Genomic DNA, 17,805 nt, shown 5'->3' on the forward strand with positions numbered 1-17,805 from the left:
TTGTCGTTTTTGAGAAGCGTGTCGAACCCGTTCGACACGCAGAAGCGGCGCCCGCCGGGAAGCGGACGCCGCCATGCGGTCAGATCAGGAATTGAAGTCGTAGCGCACCACGGGATGGCGGGCCGCCTTGGTCTCGTCGGGACGGCCGATGACCGTGTGGTGGGGCGCGGTGTGGCAGGCCTCGGGGTCCTCCTTGGCCGTTTTGAGGATCTCCGCCATGACGGCGCAGGCCTCGTCGATGGTCTCCCGGGACTCGGTCTCGGTGGGCTCGAACATGAGCGCCTCGTGGACGATGAGGGGGAAGTACATCGTGGGGGGATGGATCCCGTGGTCCAGCATGCTCTTGGCCACATCCAGCGCGGAGACGCCGGTCTCCTTCTTGAGCTGGGACAGGTCCAGCACGAACTCGTGCATGCAGATGCCGGGATAGGCGCAGACATAGCCGGCCTCTTCCATCTTGGCCTTCATGTAGTTGGCGTTGAGGACCGCGGTCTGGGCGGCCTCCCGCACGCCGGAGTTGCCCAGGGTCATCAGATAGGCCAGGGCGCGCAGGACCACCAGGAAGTTGCCGAAGAACATCTTGACCTGGCCCACGGACTGCTCTCCGCCGCCTCCGCCGATGGCCGAGCCGGGCAGGAAGGGCTTGAGGATGTTCTTGCAGCCCACCGCGCCGGAGCCGGGGCCGCCGCCGCCGTGGGGGGTGGAGAAGGTCTTGTGCAGGTTCAGGTGGCACACGTCAAAGCCCATGTCGCCGGGACGGGCCACGCCCATCACCGCGTTCAGGTTGGCGCCGTCGTAGTAGCACAGGCCGCCTGCGTCGTGGACGATCTTGGTGATCTCCAGAATGTTCTTGTCGATCTTGCCGATGGTGTTGGGGTTGGTCAGCATCAGGGCTGCCGTGTCGGGACCGACCGCGGCGCGCAGGGCATCCAGGTCCACCATGCCGTCGGGCGTGGAGGGGATGGAGCACACCTCGTAGCCGCACATGGCCGCCGTGGCGGGGTTGGTGCCGTGGGCCGAGTCGGGGACGATGACCTTTTTCCGGGCGTAGTCGCCGCGGGAGTCATGGTAAGCCTTGATGAGCAGGATGCCGGTAAACTCACCGTGGGCGCCGGCGGCGGGCTGGAAGGTCATGGCATCCATGCCGGTGATGCCGCACAGGTACTTCTCGGCCAGGGCGTAGACCGTCTGGCAGCCGGAGACCGTGTGCTTGGGCTGGAGGGGATGGATGTCAGTGAACTTGAAGAGGTTGGCAATGACCTCGTTGATCTTGGGGTTGTACTTCATGGTACAGGAGCCCAGGGGATAGAAGCCGTCGCACACGCCGAAAGAGCGGCGGGCCAGAGCGTTATAGTGGCGGGAGAGATCGTTCTCGCTTACCTCGGGGAGACGGGGGGCCGAGCTCCGGCGGAAGGCGGCGGGGATCTCCACGGCGGGGACCTCCGCGGTGGGGTTGAGGTTCAGGGTGGTCTGATAGGGGGTGAGGACCTTGTTGCCGCGGCCGGGCTTGCTCAATTCAAAAATCAGTTTCATTTTCCGTACGCCTCCTTGATGACGGCCACAGCCTCGTCCAGGTCAGCCTTGGTGCAGTACTCGGTGACGCACCACAGCACGCCCTCCCGCAGGCGCAGGCCGCCCAGGATGCCCTTCTTCTCCAGCGCACAGAGGACCCGGTAGGTATCGGGCAGGGTGGTGACAAATTCATGGAAGAACTCGCCGGGGAACACCAGCTCGACGCCCTCGATCTTGCACAGCTCAGAGGCCAGGTAGTGGGCTTTGGCGTAGCACTGGTTGCCCACCTCAGCCAGACCGGCGGGGCCCATCTCGGCCAGGTAGACCGAGGCGGTCAGGGCGCACAGAGCCTGGTTGGAGCAGATGTTGGAGCTGGCCTTCTCGCGGCGGATGTGCTGCTCGCGGGCCTGCATGGTGAGGACGAAGGCGCGCTCGCCCTTGTCGTCGGTGGTCTCGCCCACGATCCGGCCGGGGAGCTTGCGCATCATGGCGGTGGTGCAGGTCATAAAGCCCAGGTAGGGGCCGCCCCAGGAGAGGGGCATGCCCAGAGGCTGGGCCTCGCCCACGGCGATGTCGGCGCCGTACTCCCGGGGGCTCTTGAGCACGCCCAGGGTGGCGGGATTGACGCCCATGATGTACTTGGCTCCGGCGGCGTGGACCGCTTCGCCCAGGGCGTCGCAGTCCTCCAGCATGCCGAAGAAGTTGGGCTGCTGCACGTAGAAGCAGGCGGAGTCCTCGCCCAGCAGGGACTTGAGGGCCTCCAGATCGGTGACGCCGTCCTTGGCGGGCACGGTGATCACCTCGGTGTTGGAGCCGTAGCAGTAGGTCTTGATGACGGCCAGCGCGTCGGGATGGGTGGTCTCGGAGACCAGGACCTTGGTGCGCTTGCGCTCCTTGCACATGGCCACGGCCTCGGCGGCGGCGGTGCCGCCGTCGTAGACGGAGGCGTTGGACACGTCCATGCCGGTGAGCTCGCACATCATGGTCTGGAACTCAAAGATGGACTGGAGCACGCCCTGGCTGACCTCGGCCTGATAGGGGGTGTAGGCGGTGACAAAGATCTCATTGCTGGTGATGCGGGAGACGGCGGCGGGGATGTAGTGGCGCTCGGCGCCGGCGCCCCGCAGGATGGTATGGAAGCGGGTGTTGTGTTCCGCCAGAGACTCCATGGTCCGGCGGATGTCCAGCTCGGACTTGGGGGCGGGCAGGTTGAGGGGGCCCTTGATCATGACCTCCTCCGGCACATCCACGTAGAGGTCGTCCATGGACTTCATGCCCAGGACCTCCAGCATGGCCTGCCGCTCTTCCGGGGTAGAGCACAGATAACTCGACATAGATTACTCCTTTTCCGCGGCGCAGTGGGCCTCGTAGGCGGCGGCGTCCAGCAGCTCCTCCACATCACTGACATTCTCGACCTTGATGAACCAGGCGCCATAGGGATCGCTGTTGACCTTGGCGGGATCGTCCATCAGCTCCTCGTTGACGGCCACGACGGTGCCGGAGACGGGGGAGAGGACGTCGGAGACCGCCTTGACGGACTCCACGTCGGAGAAGGCCTCGCCGGCGGAGACGGCGTCGCCCTCCTGGGGCAGGTTGACAAAGACGATGTCGCCCAGCTCGTCCTGGGCAAAGTCGGTCAGGCCGATGACATAGGTGTCGCCCTCCTGGCGAACCCACTCGTGAGACTTGGCGTACTTCAGATCAGCAGGAAAGTTCATAATAATTTCTCCTTTATCGATATGATTTTTGATTTTTTATGTACATAGTTTTGGTTCAAAGGAAAGAGGATCACTGGGCCCGCTTGTAGAAGGGAGTCTTGATGACCTCGCACTCCACCTTGCGGCCGCGCACGTCCACCAGCAGCTTGGTGCCGGGCTCCTTGTACTCCACGGGGACCATGGCCATGCCCACCGCGTAGCCCAGGTAGGGGCAGTGGGTGCCGGAGGAGACGAAGCCCACCTTTTCCTCGCCGGCGTATACGTCGCAGTGCTCCCGGATGATACCCCGTCCGGTGACCTTCAGGCCAACCTTGCGGCGGGAGATGGGACGGGCCTGCTCCAGAGCGGCCTTGCCGATGAAGTCGGGCTTATCCATCTTGACGAAGATGCCCAGCACCGCCTCATAGGGGTTGATCTCGGCGGAGAGCTCATGGCCGTAGAGGGGCATGCCGGCCTCCAGGCGCAGGGTGTCGCGGGCGCCCAGGCCGCAGGGGATGAGTCCCTCGTCCTTGCCGGCGGCCAGGAGCTTTTCCCACAGGGCGGGGGCATCGGCGGCGGCGCAGTAGATCTCAAAGCCGTCCTCGCCGGTGTAGCCGGTGCGGGAGACCAAGGCCTGGATGCCGTCCACCTCGCCCTGGGCGATGAAGGTATAGTTGCCGGCCGGGATGGTCTTGGAGAGCTTGGAGAGGACCGCCTCGGCCTTGGGACCCTGGAGGGCCACCTGGGCCACGGAGTCGGAGATGTTCTCCATGGTGCACTCGCCGGAGAGGTGCTCGGAGATCCACTGGGCGTCCTTTTCGCAGTTGGCCGCGTTGACGACGATGAGGTAGGCCTCGTCGGAGCACTTGTAGACGATCAGGTCATCCACCACGCCGCCGCTCTCATAGCACATGAGGCTGTACCGGGCGTAGCCGGTCTGGAGGTCGGTGTAGTCGTTGGTCAGCAGGCGGTTGAGATTGGCCAGGGCGTCCTTGCCCCGGAGGACCAGCTCGCCCATGTGGGAGACGTCAAAGAGTCCGCAGGCCGTGCGCACCGCCATATGCTCGGCGACCACGCCGCTGTACTGGACCGGCAGCAGCCAGCCTGCAAAGGGGACAATTTTACCGCCTGCCGCCACGTGGCAGTCGTAAAGTGGGGTTTTTCGCTCCATGATCATGACCTCCTGTGATAATGTAAACTAGAAAAATTAGAAATTATACTGACGGTTACTGCATGGTATGAAAAAAGCGCATAGCAAATGCTATACGCTCTGTCATAACCTGAAAGTTTCCCTCACATAGATGAGGTTGCATCTTCGGTGCGAGGAAAAAACTTCCACGCTTTCCAGAGTCTCGTCAATGGCCGATCCGTTTGCCTGAGAGATTTTCTGATTCCCCTTCGGCGGCGATTGTATCGCACTCTCTCGGTCATGTCATCCGAACGATATAGAATTTTTCGATATAATGAGTTTAAACTATTGAGTTTTATTTTGTACTTATAAGTATAATACAAATCCAAGAAAAGTCAACCGTTTTTTTGAAATTCCCCCGGAGAAATCGGAGGGGGGACTCCGGCTGCCCGGAGCGGGGGGCAAAACGGGCCGATTTGCGCGGGGAAAAAGTTGTGGTATAATAGGAGGCAATCCCTTTGGATTCCGTTAAAAAGGAGGATGTCGCATTGCTTTTATCACAGCCGCAGGATCTGATCCATGCGTTTTTGACGCTGCCGGCCCGTTATCCCATGCTGGCAGCCTGGTTTACCTCGGTGGTCCGCTTTGTGTTCCCGGTGCTGGCGCTGGGGATTCTGGCCGGGGCCATCCGCTCCCTGTTAAAGGTCCCCCATCTGCCGGAGGTGTGGGCCTACCTGACCCTGCCCAACGGGGCGGAGGAGCCCCTGACCCACTGGGAGAACATTCTGGGGCGGGGAAAGTCCTCGGACGTAGTGCTCAACTACCCGGTGGTCTCCCGCCAGCACGCGGCGCTGATCCGTGCCGAGGATGACACCTGGACCGTCCACGACCTGGACTCCAAGGGCGGGGTACGGGTCAATGGAAAGCCGGTCCAGGGCAGCGCGCCGGTGACCTTTGGTGACGTGCTCAGCCTGGGCGGAGTGGAGACCGTGCTGCTGCCGGTCTCCCAGGAGGAGCAGGAGGAGCGGCGGCAGCGCCGCCGGAGGGTGGAGAAGCCCTCCTCGCCCTGGGGGCCGCTGGTGCTCCTGACGGTCTTTCAGGTCCTGGCCGCCCTCCAGCTGGTGGTAGCGGCGGGGGAGGAGGCCGAGGTCTCCCTGCCCCTGGCCTTCTTTACGCTGACCGCTCTGATGTGGATCTACTTCCTCACCCTGCGGGCACTGCGGCGGGTGGGCTTTGAGATGGAGCTCATTGCCTTTTTCCTGTGTACCCTGTCCCTGTCGGTGACCGCGTCCTCCGCGCCCCACGCCCTCTTCAAGCAACTGGCCGCCATGCTGCTGGGGCTGGTGCTCTTCCTGGTGCTGGGGATCTTTCTCCGGGACCTGGAGCGGGTGAAGAAGATCCGCTGGGTCATGGCGGTGGGGGCCATCTGCCTGCTGGGTCTGTCCCTGGTGGTGGGGCAGGTGAAATACGGCGCGGCCAACTGGATCAGCATCGGCGGCATCTCCTTCCAGCCCTCGGAGGTGGCCAAGATCTGCTACATCTTTGCCGGGGCCGCCACGCTGGAGCGCCTCTTCCGGAAGCGGAACCTGGGCCTGTTCATCGTCCTGACCGGAGCCTGTATGGGCTGCCTGGCGCTGATGAGCGACTTTGGCACCGCGGCCATCTTTTTCATCACCTTCCTGGTGATCGCCTATCTCCGCTCCGGAGACTGGGCCACCCTGGCCCTCATCTGCGGCGCGGCCGTCTTCGGCGGGTTCATGCTGCTCTCCCTCAAACCCTACATCCTGCGGCGCTTTGCCACCTGGGGGCATGCCTGGCAGTACGCCTCGGACGGAGGCTTTCAGCAGACCCGCACCATGTCGGCGGCGGCCTCCGGCGGTCTGGTGGGCGTGGGACCAGGCCGGGGCTGGCTCTACCGGGTCCCGGCCGCCGACACCGATCTGGTGTTCGGCATGCTCTGCGAGGAGTGGGGCCTCGTCATCGCCGTCCTGGCGGTGTGCTGTATCCTGACCCTGGCGGTCTTTGCGGTGCGGGCCTGCCGGGCGGGGCGGTCCAGCTTTTATATCATTGCCGCCTGTGCGGCCACCTCCATGATGGTGTTCCAGACGGCGCTGAACGTGCTGGGCGCGGTGGACATCCTGCCGCTGACCGGCGTGACCTTCCCGTTCGTGTCCAACGGCGGCTCCTCCATGCTCTCGTCCTGGGGCCTGCTGGCCTTCCTGAAGGCTACCGACACCCGGCAGAACGCCAGCTTTGCCATCCGCCTGCCCGGGCGGAGAAAGGGCCCTGAGCGGCAGGAGCACCTGGCCCGCCGCTCCACCCGGGGCCGGAGCGGGGTGATCCCCACCGGAGAGGACGAGGATCTGGTGGACTTTGATTTTGACTTTGGGCCCGGATACGGCGGATACGGAGCGGAGGCGGACGATGAAGAAGATTGAAAAACGGGCGGTAGTCTGCCTTCTGCTGGCCCTGGCCATGCTGCTGGGCCTGGGACTGTTCTGCGTGCGCTTTGTGCTCAGCGGCGGACGCTGGGCGGGCTTCGCCGCCAACCGCCATCTCTATAACAGCCAGGGACAGCTGGCGGTGGGGCGGGTCCTGGACCGGGACGGCGACGTGCTCTCCTGGGTGGACGAGGCGGGGAACCGCCGCTATTACGACAATGCCACCGTGCGGGAGGCCACCCTCCATGCAGTGGGCGACCCGTCGGGCAACATTGGCACCGGCGCGCTGGTGGCCTTTGCGGATAAGCTCTCGGGCTACAATCTGCTCACCGGCGCGTACAGCCCTCTGGGCGAGGGGAACGACCTCTACCTTACCCTGGACGCCCGCTACAACTACATCGCCTACCAGGCCCTGGGCGGCAAAAAGGGGACGGTGGGCGTCTACAACTACAAGACCGGAGAGATCGTGTGCATGGTCTCCTCGCCCAGCTTTGACCCGGCCAATCCGCCGGTGATTGAGGAGGGTGACGAGCGCTATGACGGGGTCTACCTGAACCGTTTTCTCTCGGGGACCTTTACGCCCGGCTCCATTTTCAAGACGGTGACCCTGACGGCCGCCATTGAGGAGATCCCCGATCTGTTCAGCCGGACCTTTACCTGTACAGGCTCCACCCAGGTGGGGGGCGAGGTCATCACCTGTCCCCACGCACATGGGGAGATGGACATCTACGGGGCCTTTGCCAATTCCTGCAACGGGGTGTTCGGCCAGCTGGCCGCCGAATTGGGCGCAGAGACCATGGAGCGCTATGTGACCCAGGCCGGACTGACCAGCCAGTACAAGGTAAACGGGATCCCCACGGCGGCAGGCCGCTTTGACGTGGGGACCACCCCCAACCAGCTGGGCTGGGCCGGTGTGGGACAGTATAACGACCTGGTCAACCCCTGCGCCATGATGGTGTGGATGGGAGCAGTGGCAAACGGCGGGAAGGCTGCCGTCCCCCAGCTCATCCAGAAGACGGAGACCCCGCTGGGTACCCCCGCGTCCTTCTACCTGAAAAAACAGACCGCCTCTCTGGTGGACCGGGACACCGCCAGCCGTCTGGCGGATATGATGGCCAACAATGTGGCCCAGACCTATGGCAGCAGCCGTTTCCCCAACATGGACATCTGCGCCAAGTCGGGCACAGGGGAGGTGGGTGGCGGCAAGGCCCCCAACACCTGGTTTGCGGGCTTTCTCCGCAACGAGGACGCCCCCTATGCCTTCGTGGTCCTGGTGGAGGAGGGAAGCAGCGGCTCCGACACCGCCGGAGCTGTGGCCTCCAAAGTGCTGGATGCCATCGTCAACGGATATTGAAAAGAGCCGGTCCGGAGTTTTCTCCGGACCGGCTCAGCGTGTCGAACACGTTCGACACGCTTCTCAAAAATGCAGGCATTTTTTCGAGGGGATGCAGTCCGCTGCGCGCACTCGCTGGCGCTCGCACACTTGCGGCCTGAGGGGAGTGTTTTCCGACGTACACGCCGCCGGAAAACACGATTTTGACCTTCTTCCGCCGTCTGTGGACGGCGGAACTCTGCGAGGCTCTTGCAGCACAAAACGCAGAAACACACTTTAGCCGGTCCGGAAATATTCCGGACCGGCTTTTTGTATTTGGGCGCTCAGCCTGCGAAAAAGGCGCGGTTGCGCAGGACCGCCGGGTCGTCCGGCCGGAACGCCCCGGCCCGCTCGTTCCAGGCCGCAGCCTGCTCCCGCTCCCCCAGGCGGTGGTAACAGACGCACAGCTGCATGGCGGGGAGATAACCGTAACAGTCCGGCCGGACAAAGGCGCCCGAGCGGTCGTCCCGGGTACAGGAGAGGGCCTGCTCATACCAGCGGATGGCGGAGCGGTAATCCTCCCGCTCCAGAAAGAAATTGCCCAGGTCGCAGCAGATCTCGGCCCGGGGCGAATCAAAGGCCAGGGACTCCAGCAGAGCGCGCAGGGCACAGCGGGGGCGGTGCAGGGCGCTGTAACAGGCCGAGAGGACCCGGCAGGCCTCCAGATTGTTCTCCCGCCAGCCCCAGCCTACGGTCAGAAAGAGCTCCAGCTCCCGCACGGCGTCCTCATAGCGGCCGTGCTCGTAGAGCTCCCGGCCATAGTAGAACTGTTCCCGGGGGGAGAGGTTGCGCCCGGAGGCGCGCAGCCCCTCCAGGATGCGCAGGTTCCGGTCGGCATCGCCGGGGCGCTCCTTCCGGTGGGTGACGGCCGCCTCGGTGTATACCACGCGGCCCAGCGGTGGGATGGCCTCGTGGACCGCGCCGCTCCAGCGCAGCCAGGGCACGTTGCGCACGATGCGCTCCCGGTAATAGGAGAGGACGGGGGTTCCGTCCGCGTCCAGGGTCTGATAGCGAGCCATGACCACATCGGCCTCGGGCAGGTCCTGCTCCTTCACGGCGAGAAAGGCGTCCCGGTCCTCCGGGAGCAGCACGTCGTCCGCGTCCAGCCACATACAGTAGGAGCCGGAGGCCCGTTCAAAGGAAGCATTGCGTGCGGCAGAGAAATCGTCCTGCCAGGGGAAGGAGAGGACCTGGTCGGTAAAGCGGGCGGCGATCTCCCGCGTCCGGTCCTGGGAACCGGTGTCCACCACGATCAGCTCGTCCCAGATCCCCCGGGCGCTGTTCAGACAGCGTTCCAGTACGGCCTCCTCATTTTTTACGATCATACACAGCGAGATGGTCTCCATCGGCGCGGCCTCCCATCCTGATTTACTCTATCCTATGCCGGGATGGGCGGATAAAACACAGCCCCGTCCGGTTCTTCAGAATCGGACGGGGCTAATATGCTTGGAACTAGAAGAGGATCACGCTGCGGGAGGGATGGATTCCTCCACGGCAGGCGTTTCGCTGGGCTGGGGAAGGGCGGGAACAGCGGAGGGCACTACGGGGACGGCAGCGCCGTCGCCCCTGCGGTCCAGCGTGACCGAGGAGCCGCTCAGAATGTCGGAGGCGCCCTCCCGGATCTCGTGCTGGATGGTGACCGTATCGCCCACGTTGAGGATCACAGCGGTGGGATTCTGGGCAGCCGACACGGTGTAGAAGGTCTCATCGCCCTCCAGACGGAGGAAATAGTAGGTATTTCCGTCCAGGACCGCCGAGCGGATCTCTGCGATCATGCCGCTGACCTGGGTCTGGGGCAGCTCCTCCTCTGAGGTGACCCCCTTCTGGGCCAGGAGCTGGATATACTGCTGCTCACAGGCCGTGACCGAGCTGCCGGTGGCCACGATGTCATACCGGGCCACGTTGACCATGGCATAGCTCTTGACCAGGTTGGCGGCGTCCTTGAGGGGGATGAAATAGGTGGGCTCATCGGCGATGTTGAGGAGCAGGGGGAAGGTGGCCGTGTAGCCCAGGTCCTGCACCACGCCCTGGGCGGAGGCCTTGGCCGCCTCCTCGGTGGCGCCGGGGGCCTTGTAGAACTTGGTCTCCTTGGTGCGCTGGTTGGAGAGCAGGAAGCCCAGGTTGGACTGGTCGGAGTTGATGGAGGTGACGCCGGTGTACATGTACACGTCGTCGTTGAGGGCGATGTAGTTGTAGCCCTGGGTGACCACCGTCACATCCCGCTGACCGAAGATGGAGTTGATGAAGCCGTTGACCAGCGTTCCGTGGTAGTTATACTGCTCCATGATGAGGTTGGGGTTGTAGACATTGTCCACCCAGGAGGGGACCTCCTCATAGTACTGACACTCGCCGGTGATGGCGTTCATCAGCACTGCACCCTTGGTGTCGGTGCCGCCGAAGAGACCGATGGTCCTGATGATCCGGGGGGCGATCCAGTAGGGCGTGCCCTCCTCGTCGATCTCAAAGCGGGGGGTATCGAACATGTAGGTGGGATAGGAGAAGCGCAGGTGGCGCATGACGTTGCGGTTGAGGGGCTCGGAGAAGGAGTACTTCATCCCCTCGGAGAGGCGCACCACCTTGGCCTCCTGGGTCACCATGTCCACCACCACATAGGCGGGCAGGCCCTGGGCACGGTTGGTGAACCACTTGATGAGGTCGGCGTAGGCGATGGGGGCCACGCGGACCGGGCGGCCCTGGTAGTTGATCTGGGTGGACTCGTTGGAGTAGTCAAACTGGCTGACCATGTCGCTGAGGGTACCCATCTGCCGGTCACCCAGGTAATTGGCCGAGTCCTTGTCCAGGGTGGGGATCTCGTCGAAGGAGATCTGGGTGATCTCCTTGGCGAAGTCGCCGGTCTCCACGGTCAGCAGATCCCGGTAGGCCCCCGCCCGGAAGATGGGCATGGAGATGACCTGGCCCACCAGGGCCACGGCGATCAGGGCCAGGAACAGCACGCCGATGGGGAGGCACTGCTGCTTGATGAAGCGGAAATACTCCTTGAAGTGCTCCTTGGGCATGGCGGCCTGGTCCAGACCCGACGAGAAGCCGGAGGTGATCAGGGCCGAGATGACATAGGTGATGCACAGCAGGCCGATGAAGCTGTAAAAATCTCCGGACTGGGGGTTGAGGGCGGGCAGGGACACGTAGAAATAGACCAGACCCACCACCAGGGTGACCACCAGATTCAAGAGGATCTTTCCCGCTTTACTGCGGGGGGAACGACGTTTTTTGCCGTTTGTTGACTGATTCAAAATACATTCTCCTTCTGTTGTACCAAAAAGTTCCGGTGCGAATACTCCTTAGTATAGCCGTTCCATGGGGAAAAAGCAACAGAGGGAGGGCGGAAGAAAGATTAAAATTTGGTGAAAGTTCAGAGCTCCACCGGCGGACGGCCGGGCAGCAGGGCGTCGATCTCGGCCCGGCCGTAGGTGTAGGCCGCCAGGTCCTCCCGGCCGCAGGCCTGGAAGGGGCGGGAGGCGGCGGTGCCGGCCAAAATCTGCTCGCTCAGGGTGAGCATGTCCCGGAGATAGGGGAGGCCCAGCCGAGGATTGCGGGGGGAGCGGGGATCGATCCCGGGGACGGGAAGGATCTGCTGCTGGTAGCGGTGCCCGGGCAGGATGAGAAGATCCTCCTGCTCCCCCAGAAGCGCCAGGGTCCGGCGCAGGGTGTCCCGGTAGACCTCCACGGCGTCGGGGAGGAAGAGGAGCCAGACATAGCTGGAGCCGAAGGCGTCCCCGGTGAAGAGCCAGCCCTGCTCCGGCTCGTAGAAGGCGAGGCTCCCCCGGGTGTGTCCCGGAACGGCTAGGACCTGAAAGTGATAGGGGGGCAGGGCGATGGACTCGCCCCCGGTGAGAAGGCGGGATGGGGCGGCCGTCTGGATGGGATCGCGTTGGGGCAGATGGTGGAGGCAGTCCTCAAACTGGCGCAGAGCGCCGATGTGGTCGAAGTGGTTGTGGGTGATGGCCACCTGGATGGCCCGCCCTCCGGCGATCCGGTCCACCAGGGCGCGCAGGGCCTGCCCCGGGTAGGGCGGCCCCAGATCAACGACCAGGACCTGGCTGGGGGTCTCCACCACATAGACGCTGGAGGGGCTGTGAAAGCTCCCGTCCGGCTGCGTCCCGGGCGGATGGTCGGCCGTGGCGTCCTGGATGTGCCACAGCCCCGGGCACAGCCGCTGGGCCGTATAGGGCGGATACTCCAGCGGCGCGGGGATCACAGCGCGGCACACTGGGCTTCGATGGCGGCCTCTCCGGCCTTCATGGCCTGGAGGGTGCGGTCCAGCAGGGTATCCAGCTCCCAGCCCAGCAGCTCCGCGCCCTGCCGGATCACGTCCCGGGAGCAGCCGGCGGCGAACTTCTTGTCCTTGAACTTCTTCTTCAGGCTGGAGAGCTCCATATCCTGCACCGACTTGGAGGGGCGCATGAGGGCGGCCGCACCGATGAGCCCGGTGAGCTCGTCGCAGGCGAAGAGCACCCGCTCCATCTCGTGCTCCGGCTTGACCTGCGCGCCGGTCATCCCCCAGCCGTGGCACACCACCGCGTGGATGAGAGCGGGAGAGGCCCCTGCCTCCTCCAGCAGCGCGGGGGCCTTCACACAGTGCTCCTCGGGCCAGCGCTCAAAGTCGATATCGTGCAGCAGGCCGGCCATGGCCCAGAAGGGGGCCTCCTCCGCATAGCCCAGGGTGCGGGCGTACCAGTCCATCACGGCCTCCACCGTAAAGGCGTGGCGCAGGTGGAAGGGCTCCTGATTGTAGGTGCGCAGCAGAGCCAGGCCCTGCTCTCGTGTCAGTTCCATCGTTGTCTCTCCTTTGTATCGTTTGATCCATGCCGCCGGGGGCAGTTCTCCTCCATCATAGTACGACCGCGCACAAACCGCAAGCCCCGATTGCCGGGGCTTGCGGTCAGGAGGGGATCAGGTATCTTCTTCTGTGTCGGGAGCGGTCAGCAGCTGCTCCTGGGTCAGCCCCATCAGCACATCGATGGAGGAGGCAGAGAGACGCTGTATGGCGCGGGAGTCATTGAGGAGGGCAAAGCGGTAAGTGCCGTCCCCGTCCATCTGGCCCACGGAGAGGGTGAAGCTCTGGCCGTCGTCATAGGACACCGTCAGCACCAGCGCGGGTTCTGTCAGCCCGCAGGAGGCGAGGACGCTCTCCTCCGCGTCATAGTCGTAGCAGGAGGAGAAGCCCAGGAAGGAGAGCTCATCCAGCAGGAGGGAGAGGGTCTCGTTGTCCTGTGGGATGGCGTTGCCGTTGACCGTCCAGTGGTACTCGGTCACGGTCTCCACAGAGCCGGTGTCCTCCGATTCCACCGACAGGGTCTCGGTGTCCTTGGTCAGGAGGAGGGTGGTGCCGCCGCTCTCCCACTGGATGGACTGGATGTTGTCCTCCCGGACCGAGGGGATGCTCTCGGGCTCGGCCAGGTCCATCAGACCGATGGAGAGGGTGTCGAGGAGGGAGGAGGAGATGGTGTATACCGTCTCCCCGCCCTCCAGCGCCGCGTAATAATCGCTGTTTACCGCCGCGCCGATCAGAAGGGTGGCCCCCATCCCGCCGCTGTCCGCCACCTGGATGGTGTAGGCGGGGGAGTCCAGACCATAGGCGGAGAGGGGTTCCGGGTCGGAGATGGCGCGTACCGCCTCCACGTGGGAGAGGTCCTCGGCCAGGCTCTCCACCGCGCTCTGGTCAGCGGGGAAGGTGCTGTCCTCATTCCACTGCCAGACGCCGTTCTGCTTGGTGAAGGAGAGGGTCTCGCCGTCTGTCCCAAGGAAGGAGAAGGAGGATGGATCGGAGAACGCGGTGACCGAAATGGTGTCGGTGGCCGGAGGATGGCTGCTGTTCCACATCCGCAGGGCCAGATAGGCCCCGGCGCAGAGGGCCAGCAGGCCCAACAGGACGGTTAGGGTGGTTTTCTGACGGTTCATCACTGTCTCCTCCGTTTCCACCAGACGATCAATCCCGTCACCAGAATGACCAGGGGCAGGACCACCAGGTACAGGGCGCTCCAGAGTCCGGGATTTGGAATGGTATTGTAGGTGACGGCCAAACTTTTGGCCGGGATGGAGAGATTGGAGCCGTCCTCGAACCCGGCGGTCAGCAGGTTGAGGAACAGCGTCTCGTTGACCAGATTGGGATAGGAGGAGAGAATGTCCCCGTCGATCAGGGAGTTGGAGCCCAGCACGGTGAGCCGTCCGGTGGCGCCGTCCGTGCCGGCGCGTTCTGATACGGCGGCCAGCAGATAGGTGCCGGGGACCTCCTGGCCGTCCAGCGTGACGGCAGAGGCATGGGAAGAGGTGGTGAGGACCGGGGTGATCACGGCGTCGGTGTCCTCCTGCTGGGTAAAGCCGCGGCTGTTGGTGAGCAGGGTCAGGTCCTGCTCGCTCATGCCCTGGGTCACCTCGGTCCCGGTGGAGATGGCCCCGGCGATGGCAAACAGGGAGCCGAACTGGGGATAATACCGCTCCTCATCCGCGATATACCCGTCCACCAGGGTCAGGCCGTAGCTCTCCAGCAGGGCGCTCCAGTTGGGGAAGTTCTCCTCGCTGTCCGAGCAGAGGAAGACCATCTGTCCGCCCCCGGAGAGATAGTCCTCCAGCAGCGTATACTCCTCCTGGGAGAGGTCTGCGGTGGGCCCGCTGACCAGCAGCAGGTCACAGTCCTCCGGTATGGCCCCTGTCAGGAGGGGAGTGACCGTCGCCATCGTGAATCCGGCCTTTTCCATGGCCTGGGAGATGGGAGCGGAGAGCTCGCTCTCCCCGTGGCCGGAGAGGGTGTAGAGATACTTCTCACTGCCGCCGGTCACGGAGCGGATGGCGGAGGTGAGCTGTCCCTCCGCGTCAAAGGAGTCCTCCGTGGAGGAGAACATGCTGTACGAATAGGTGATGATGTCGCTGTACGGGATGACCTCCTGCCGGCCGGTCTCCGCGCAGACCACGACCAGTGAGTCGGCGTTGGCCTCATAGGCGGCGGCCTGCGTGGGATGGGCCACCGGGTCCACCTCGGTCACCGTCAGGTGACTGGAGAGGGCGGCATAGCGGTCCAGAAATTTCAGGATACGGGGGTCGGTGGCGTCCTCCTCGGCCAGGACCACCACCTCCACATCCTGTTCCAAGCCGGCCAAAAATGCTTATGTGTCATAAAGTAGCATATAAAAATTGATATGCAGCCCTACTATTCCAAACAAACATTGTTAAAAATGACGAAATCTTTTGAGGTTTTACATATCATATCGTGAATAACGCTTGATTTATCGGCATTTTCATGGTAGCATTATCCTAAGATATAGTGTAGAAATGTATACAAGGATACTTAGTTGAAAGGAGGGAAATTTGGTGGACTATTTATGGGTGTTGGTATTATTGATTTTGGGAGTTTGTATGGTCTGTTATCCTAAAATATTATGGAAAATAGAAAATTTATTCACAGTAAAAAATGGTGAACCAACCGAACTATATTTAGTATTAATGCGGATTGGTGGTGTATTTTTTATTATTTGTTCAGTTGGTATGATTATATATCTAATTATAAAATGAAACACCCTTATAGTTCTTAAATTGTATCCTATTATTCGAATTCAATAATTTCAAGAAAGGAGTAAACTGTATGAATAAAACTGTATGAATAAGATATTTAAAAAGGTTATATCATTGGCACTTATAGGAACGCTATGTATAGGTGCAAGTACGACGACTTTTGCAAGTGAGTTATCGCCGGAAGCAAAGGCAGAAGCGACACAAACTAATGAAAGTGAGCGGAAAGTAAATTGGTGGCAAGTTGGTTGGAAAGTTTTATCCGACTATTTTGAAAAACTTATCGATCTTGATGGACAGAGCGTAAAAGATAGTAATTGGGCATATCTTGTGTCTCCGAGTATTGAATTTAATACTGGCGAGATGGGAAATGAAGTATACTTTAAACCAGAAGTAAATAATTCAGTTGGTTCAATGCGTATGCATGGACATCGAGTGATTTTTGTTGATATTTTTGCTAAAATCAATCTTATTTTGTCTGATGCAAATAACGATACTGTTAGTAGTGCCGTTACAGAAACGAATCAGTATATGTTTTACTTATAAAAAAGCGAGTGATCCTGCCGGAAAGTGGAAAGCTCAGTTTATTTCTTCTGAAAGTTTCAAATGGCAGTGCTATTATGCACACTATTATAATGCAAATACTAGAAGTGCATTGCCAGAAGTAGAGGATGGATTTTATTTTGGAGATAATAATCGAGTTTTTCAATTTTCTGAAAATCCATCACCAGCTACTTTAGCAAATAATAAGATTTTAACCATGACTGAATTAAATAATCAATTTATTAACCCTGCCGACGGCGAAGCTGTTGATTATCTAAAAGACTATGCTCCTGGAGATGAGGTTCATTTCGCAGATAAAGTTATTGATATAACTTATAATGCAGATGAGAAAGCCACAACCATTTTCTTTGATGAAAAAGTTTCTGGTGATCTTATTGGATGGAAATTTAATGGTGATTTAACAAATGAATATGCTATAGGAGATACAGTCAGCTTAAATTTTAATGTTGTTAAAATTGGAGAATACAACAATATTATATTTGAAAGTCTTGATTACTTTGAAGAAGCATTTTCACATGAAGATGGAGGAAAATATCCTGATATAAATAATTATAGATAATTTCTGGCTTTTCCTCTGACAGCCACACAGAAACAACCCTATCATAAGATGATGTTTCATTTTAAAATTGAATAATCGCCACCCCGCAGCGGCACACAAAGCAGTAAATCCGAAAAAGATTTGCTGCTTTTTTTGCGCCCATTTTTGGCAAATTTCCAAAAGTTCTGTATTAGACAGTGAAACCAAAAAAGGCTGCCGTTTTTTTCAGACAGCGGGCAAAACACAGTTTCCAAAACGCCTTATTGTCGGGAAAGACCGAGCTGCCGGAAAAGTTCTTGCCGGAAAGTCCGTCCATTCTGCTCTTTTGTGGTTTGTAGGGAATAAGGGGGAGAATGCCAGCCCGCCGCCTTTTATAAAAAAACTGGTTATAGATTTCTCGAAAAAGTGGCAGTAGCAAATGAGGGCAATCCGGCAGCTCTTTATGAAAAAAGCTGGTTGCGATTTTCTGAAAAAGTGGCAGTAGGAAGTGAACGGCAGTCCGGCATTTTCTTAGAGCAAGATTCTACCGCAGTACCAAAATTCGCTTTTCACTCATTTTGCCCCTGCGGGAATCTTGTTGGGGAGTGCCTTCCCCAAACCCTGCTTATGCGGCTTACGCCGCTTATCCCGTCGCAGCCATGCGGCAGTCGAAAGGAGGTTTTTACCATGCGAAAACGATATAACACGCCGCACCGCAGCCGGGTAGTCAAGACACGCATGACCGAGGAAGAATACGCCGAGTTTGCCCAGCGGCTTTCTGCTTGCAACATGAGCCAAGCCGAGTTTATCCGGCAAGCTATAACCGGGGCAGCCATACGCCCCGTCATAACCATTTCCCCCGTCAACGACGAGTTGCTTGCCGCTGTCGGGAAGCTGACCGCCGAATACGGCAGGATCGGCGGCAACTTAAACCAGATAGCCCGGACGCTGAATGAGTGGCACAGCCCCTACCCGCAGCTTGCCGGGGAGGTACGGGCGGCGGTTTCCGACCTTGCTGCCCTAAAGTTTGAAGTCTTGCAGAAAGTGGG

At 60.4% G+C, this 17,805-nt stretch carries 17 protein-coding genes and 1 riboswitch; of the genes, 7 read left to right on the plus strand and 10 right to left on the minus strand.

Annotation, left to right across the window (positions count from 1 at the left end; genetic code table 11):
* Window positions 1-84: 84 nt before the first annotated feature.
* The 4 genes from gcvPB to gcvT form a co-directional block, all read right to left on the minus strand.
* On the minus strand, window positions 85-1,533 hold the full coding sequence (gene gcvPB, locus I2C21_RS16235; protein ID WP_186963665.1) for an aminomethyl-transferring glycine dehydrogenase subunit GcvPB: 1,449 nt from the start codon (window positions 1,531-1,533) through the stop codon (window positions 85-87).
* Window positions 1,530-2,846 carry an aminomethyl-transferring glycine dehydrogenase subunit GcvPA gene (gcvPA, locus tag I2C21_RS16240; protein ID WP_101692915.1) on the minus strand — a complete coding sequence of 439 codons (1,317 nt, stop codon included), beginning with the start codon at window positions 2,844-2,846 and terminating at the stop codon, window positions 1,530-1,532. The genes gcvPB and gcvPA overlap by 4 nt, the downstream gene beginning before the upstream one ends.
* 3 nt (window positions 2,847-2,849) lie before the next feature.
* Window positions 2,850-3,230: a glycine cleavage system protein GcvH gene (gene gcvH / locus I2C21_RS16245; protein WP_101692916.1), complete on the minus strand. Its 381-nt coding sequence runs from the start codon at window positions 3,228-3,230 to the stop codon at window positions 2,850-2,852.
* A gap of 70 nt (window positions 3,231-3,300) precedes the next feature.
* Window positions 3,301-4,380 (minus strand): glycine cleavage system aminomethyltransferase GcvT, encoded by a 1,080-nt coding sequence (gene gcvT, locus I2C21_RS16250; protein WP_195279755.1) that lies wholly within the window; start codon window positions 4,378-4,380, stop codon window positions 3,301-3,303.
* A 182-nt stretch (window positions 4,381-4,562) separates the two neighbouring features.
* Window positions 4,563-4,645, minus strand: a riboswitch (glycine riboswitch).
* A 241-nt stretch (window positions 4,646-4,886) separates the two neighbouring features.
* On the opposite strand from gcvT, the gene I2C21_RS16255 reads away from it, so the two are divergent.
* Both I2C21_RS16255 and I2C21_RS16260 read left to right on the plus strand, forming a co-directional pair.
* Window positions 4,887-6,776 carry an FtsW/RodA/SpoVE family cell cycle protein gene (locus I2C21_RS16255; protein ID WP_353654833.1) on the plus strand — a complete coding sequence of 630 codons (1,890 nt, stop codon included), beginning with the start codon at window positions 4,887-4,889 and terminating at the stop codon, window positions 6,774-6,776.
* Complete coding sequence (locus I2C21_RS16260) at window positions 6,763-8,133, plus strand: penicillin-binding transpeptidase domain-containing protein (RefSeq protein ID WP_186963659.1); 1,371 nt, start codon at window positions 6,763-6,765, stop codon at window positions 8,131-8,133. The genes I2C21_RS16255 and I2C21_RS16260 overlap by 14 nt, the downstream gene beginning before the upstream one ends.
* 302 nt (window positions 8,134-8,435) lie before the next feature.
* Here the strand turns inward: I2C21_RS16260 and I2C21_RS16265 are convergent, their stop codons facing one another.
* The 6 genes from I2C21_RS16265 to I2C21_RS16290 all read right to left on the minus strand — a co-directional run bounded on the left by I2C21_RS16265 (window position 8,436) and on the right by I2C21_RS16290 (window position 15,257).
* The gene (locus I2C21_RS16265; RefSeq protein ID WP_195279756.1) at window positions 8,436-9,497 is read right to left on the minus strand and encodes a tetratricopeptide repeat-containing glycosyltransferase family 2 protein; all 1,062 of its coding nucleotides are present in this window, start codon (window positions 9,495-9,497) and stop codon (window positions 8,436-8,438) included.
* 117 nt (window positions 9,498-9,614) lie between these two features.
* Window positions 9,615-11,402, minus strand: a complete 1,788-nt coding sequence (locus I2C21_RS16270; protein ID WP_195279757.1) for a CvpA family protein — start codon at window positions 11,400-11,402, stop codon at window positions 9,615-9,617.
* A gap of 119 nt (window positions 11,403-11,521) precedes the next feature.
* Window positions 11,522-12,379, minus strand: a complete 858-nt coding sequence (locus I2C21_RS16275; RefSeq protein ID WP_195279758.1) for an MBL fold metallo-hydrolase — start codon at window positions 12,377-12,379, stop codon at window positions 11,522-11,524.
* The gene (locus I2C21_RS16280) at window positions 12,364-12,945 is read right to left on the minus strand and encodes a hydrolase (RefSeq protein WP_101692922.1); all 582 of its coding nucleotides are present in this window, start codon (window positions 12,943-12,945) and stop codon (window positions 12,364-12,366) included. The genes I2C21_RS16275 and I2C21_RS16280 overlap by 16 nt, the downstream gene beginning before the upstream one ends.
* Before the next feature lie 117 nt (window positions 12,946-13,062).
* On the minus strand, window positions 13,063-14,070 hold the full coding sequence (locus tag I2C21_RS16285) for a DUF4340 domain-containing protein (protein WP_195279759.1): 1,008 nt from the start codon (window positions 14,068-14,070) through the stop codon (window positions 13,063-13,065).
* On the minus strand, window positions 14,070-15,257 hold the full coding sequence (locus tag I2C21_RS16290) for a Gldg family protein (RefSeq protein ID WP_195279760.1): 1,188 nt from the start codon (window positions 15,255-15,257) through the stop codon (window positions 14,070-14,072). Before I2C21_RS16290 ends, I2C21_RS16285 begins: the two co-directional genes overlap by 1 nt.
* A gap of 220 nt (window positions 15,258-15,477) precedes the next feature.
* On the opposite strand from I2C21_RS16290, the gene I2C21_RS16295 reads away from it, so the two are divergent.
* From I2C21_RS16295 to I2C21_RS16315, 5 genes are all read left to right on the plus strand, one after another.
* Window positions 15,478-15,678, plus strand: a complete 201-nt coding sequence (locus I2C21_RS16295) for a DUF6199 family natural product biosynthesis protein (RefSeq protein ID WP_117659859.1) — start codon at window positions 15,478-15,480, stop codon at window positions 15,676-15,678.
* A gap of 84 nt (window positions 15,679-15,762) precedes the next feature.
* Complete coding sequence (locus I2C21_RS16300; RefSeq protein ID WP_195279761.1) at window positions 15,763-16,221, plus strand: hypothetical protein; 459 nt, start codon at window positions 15,763-15,765, stop codon at window positions 16,219-16,221.
* Window positions 16,181-16,798, plus strand: coding sequence for a hypothetical protein (locus I2C21_RS16305; protein WP_195279762.1), 618 nt, complete (start codon window positions 16,181-16,183; stop codon window positions 16,796-16,798). Before I2C21_RS16300 ends, I2C21_RS16305 begins: the two co-directional genes overlap by 41 nt.
* A gap of 67 nt (window positions 16,799-16,865) precedes the next feature.
* Window positions 16,866-17,192 (plus strand): hypothetical protein, encoded by a 327-nt coding sequence (locus tag I2C21_RS16310; RefSeq protein WP_195279763.1) that lies wholly within the window; start codon window positions 16,866-16,868, stop codon window positions 17,190-17,192.
* A gap of 251 nt (window positions 17,193-17,443) precedes the next feature.
* A partial coding sequence (locus I2C21_RS16315; protein WP_195279765.1) for a plasmid mobilization protein occupies window positions 17,444-17,805 on the plus strand: 362 nt, incomplete at its 3' end.

The organism is Clostridium sp. J1101437_171009_A5 (genome assembly GCF_015547905.1).
GTDB lineage: Bacteria > Bacillota > Clostridia > Oscillospirales > Oscillospiraceae > Pseudoflavonifractor_A > Pseudoflavonifractor_A gallinarum.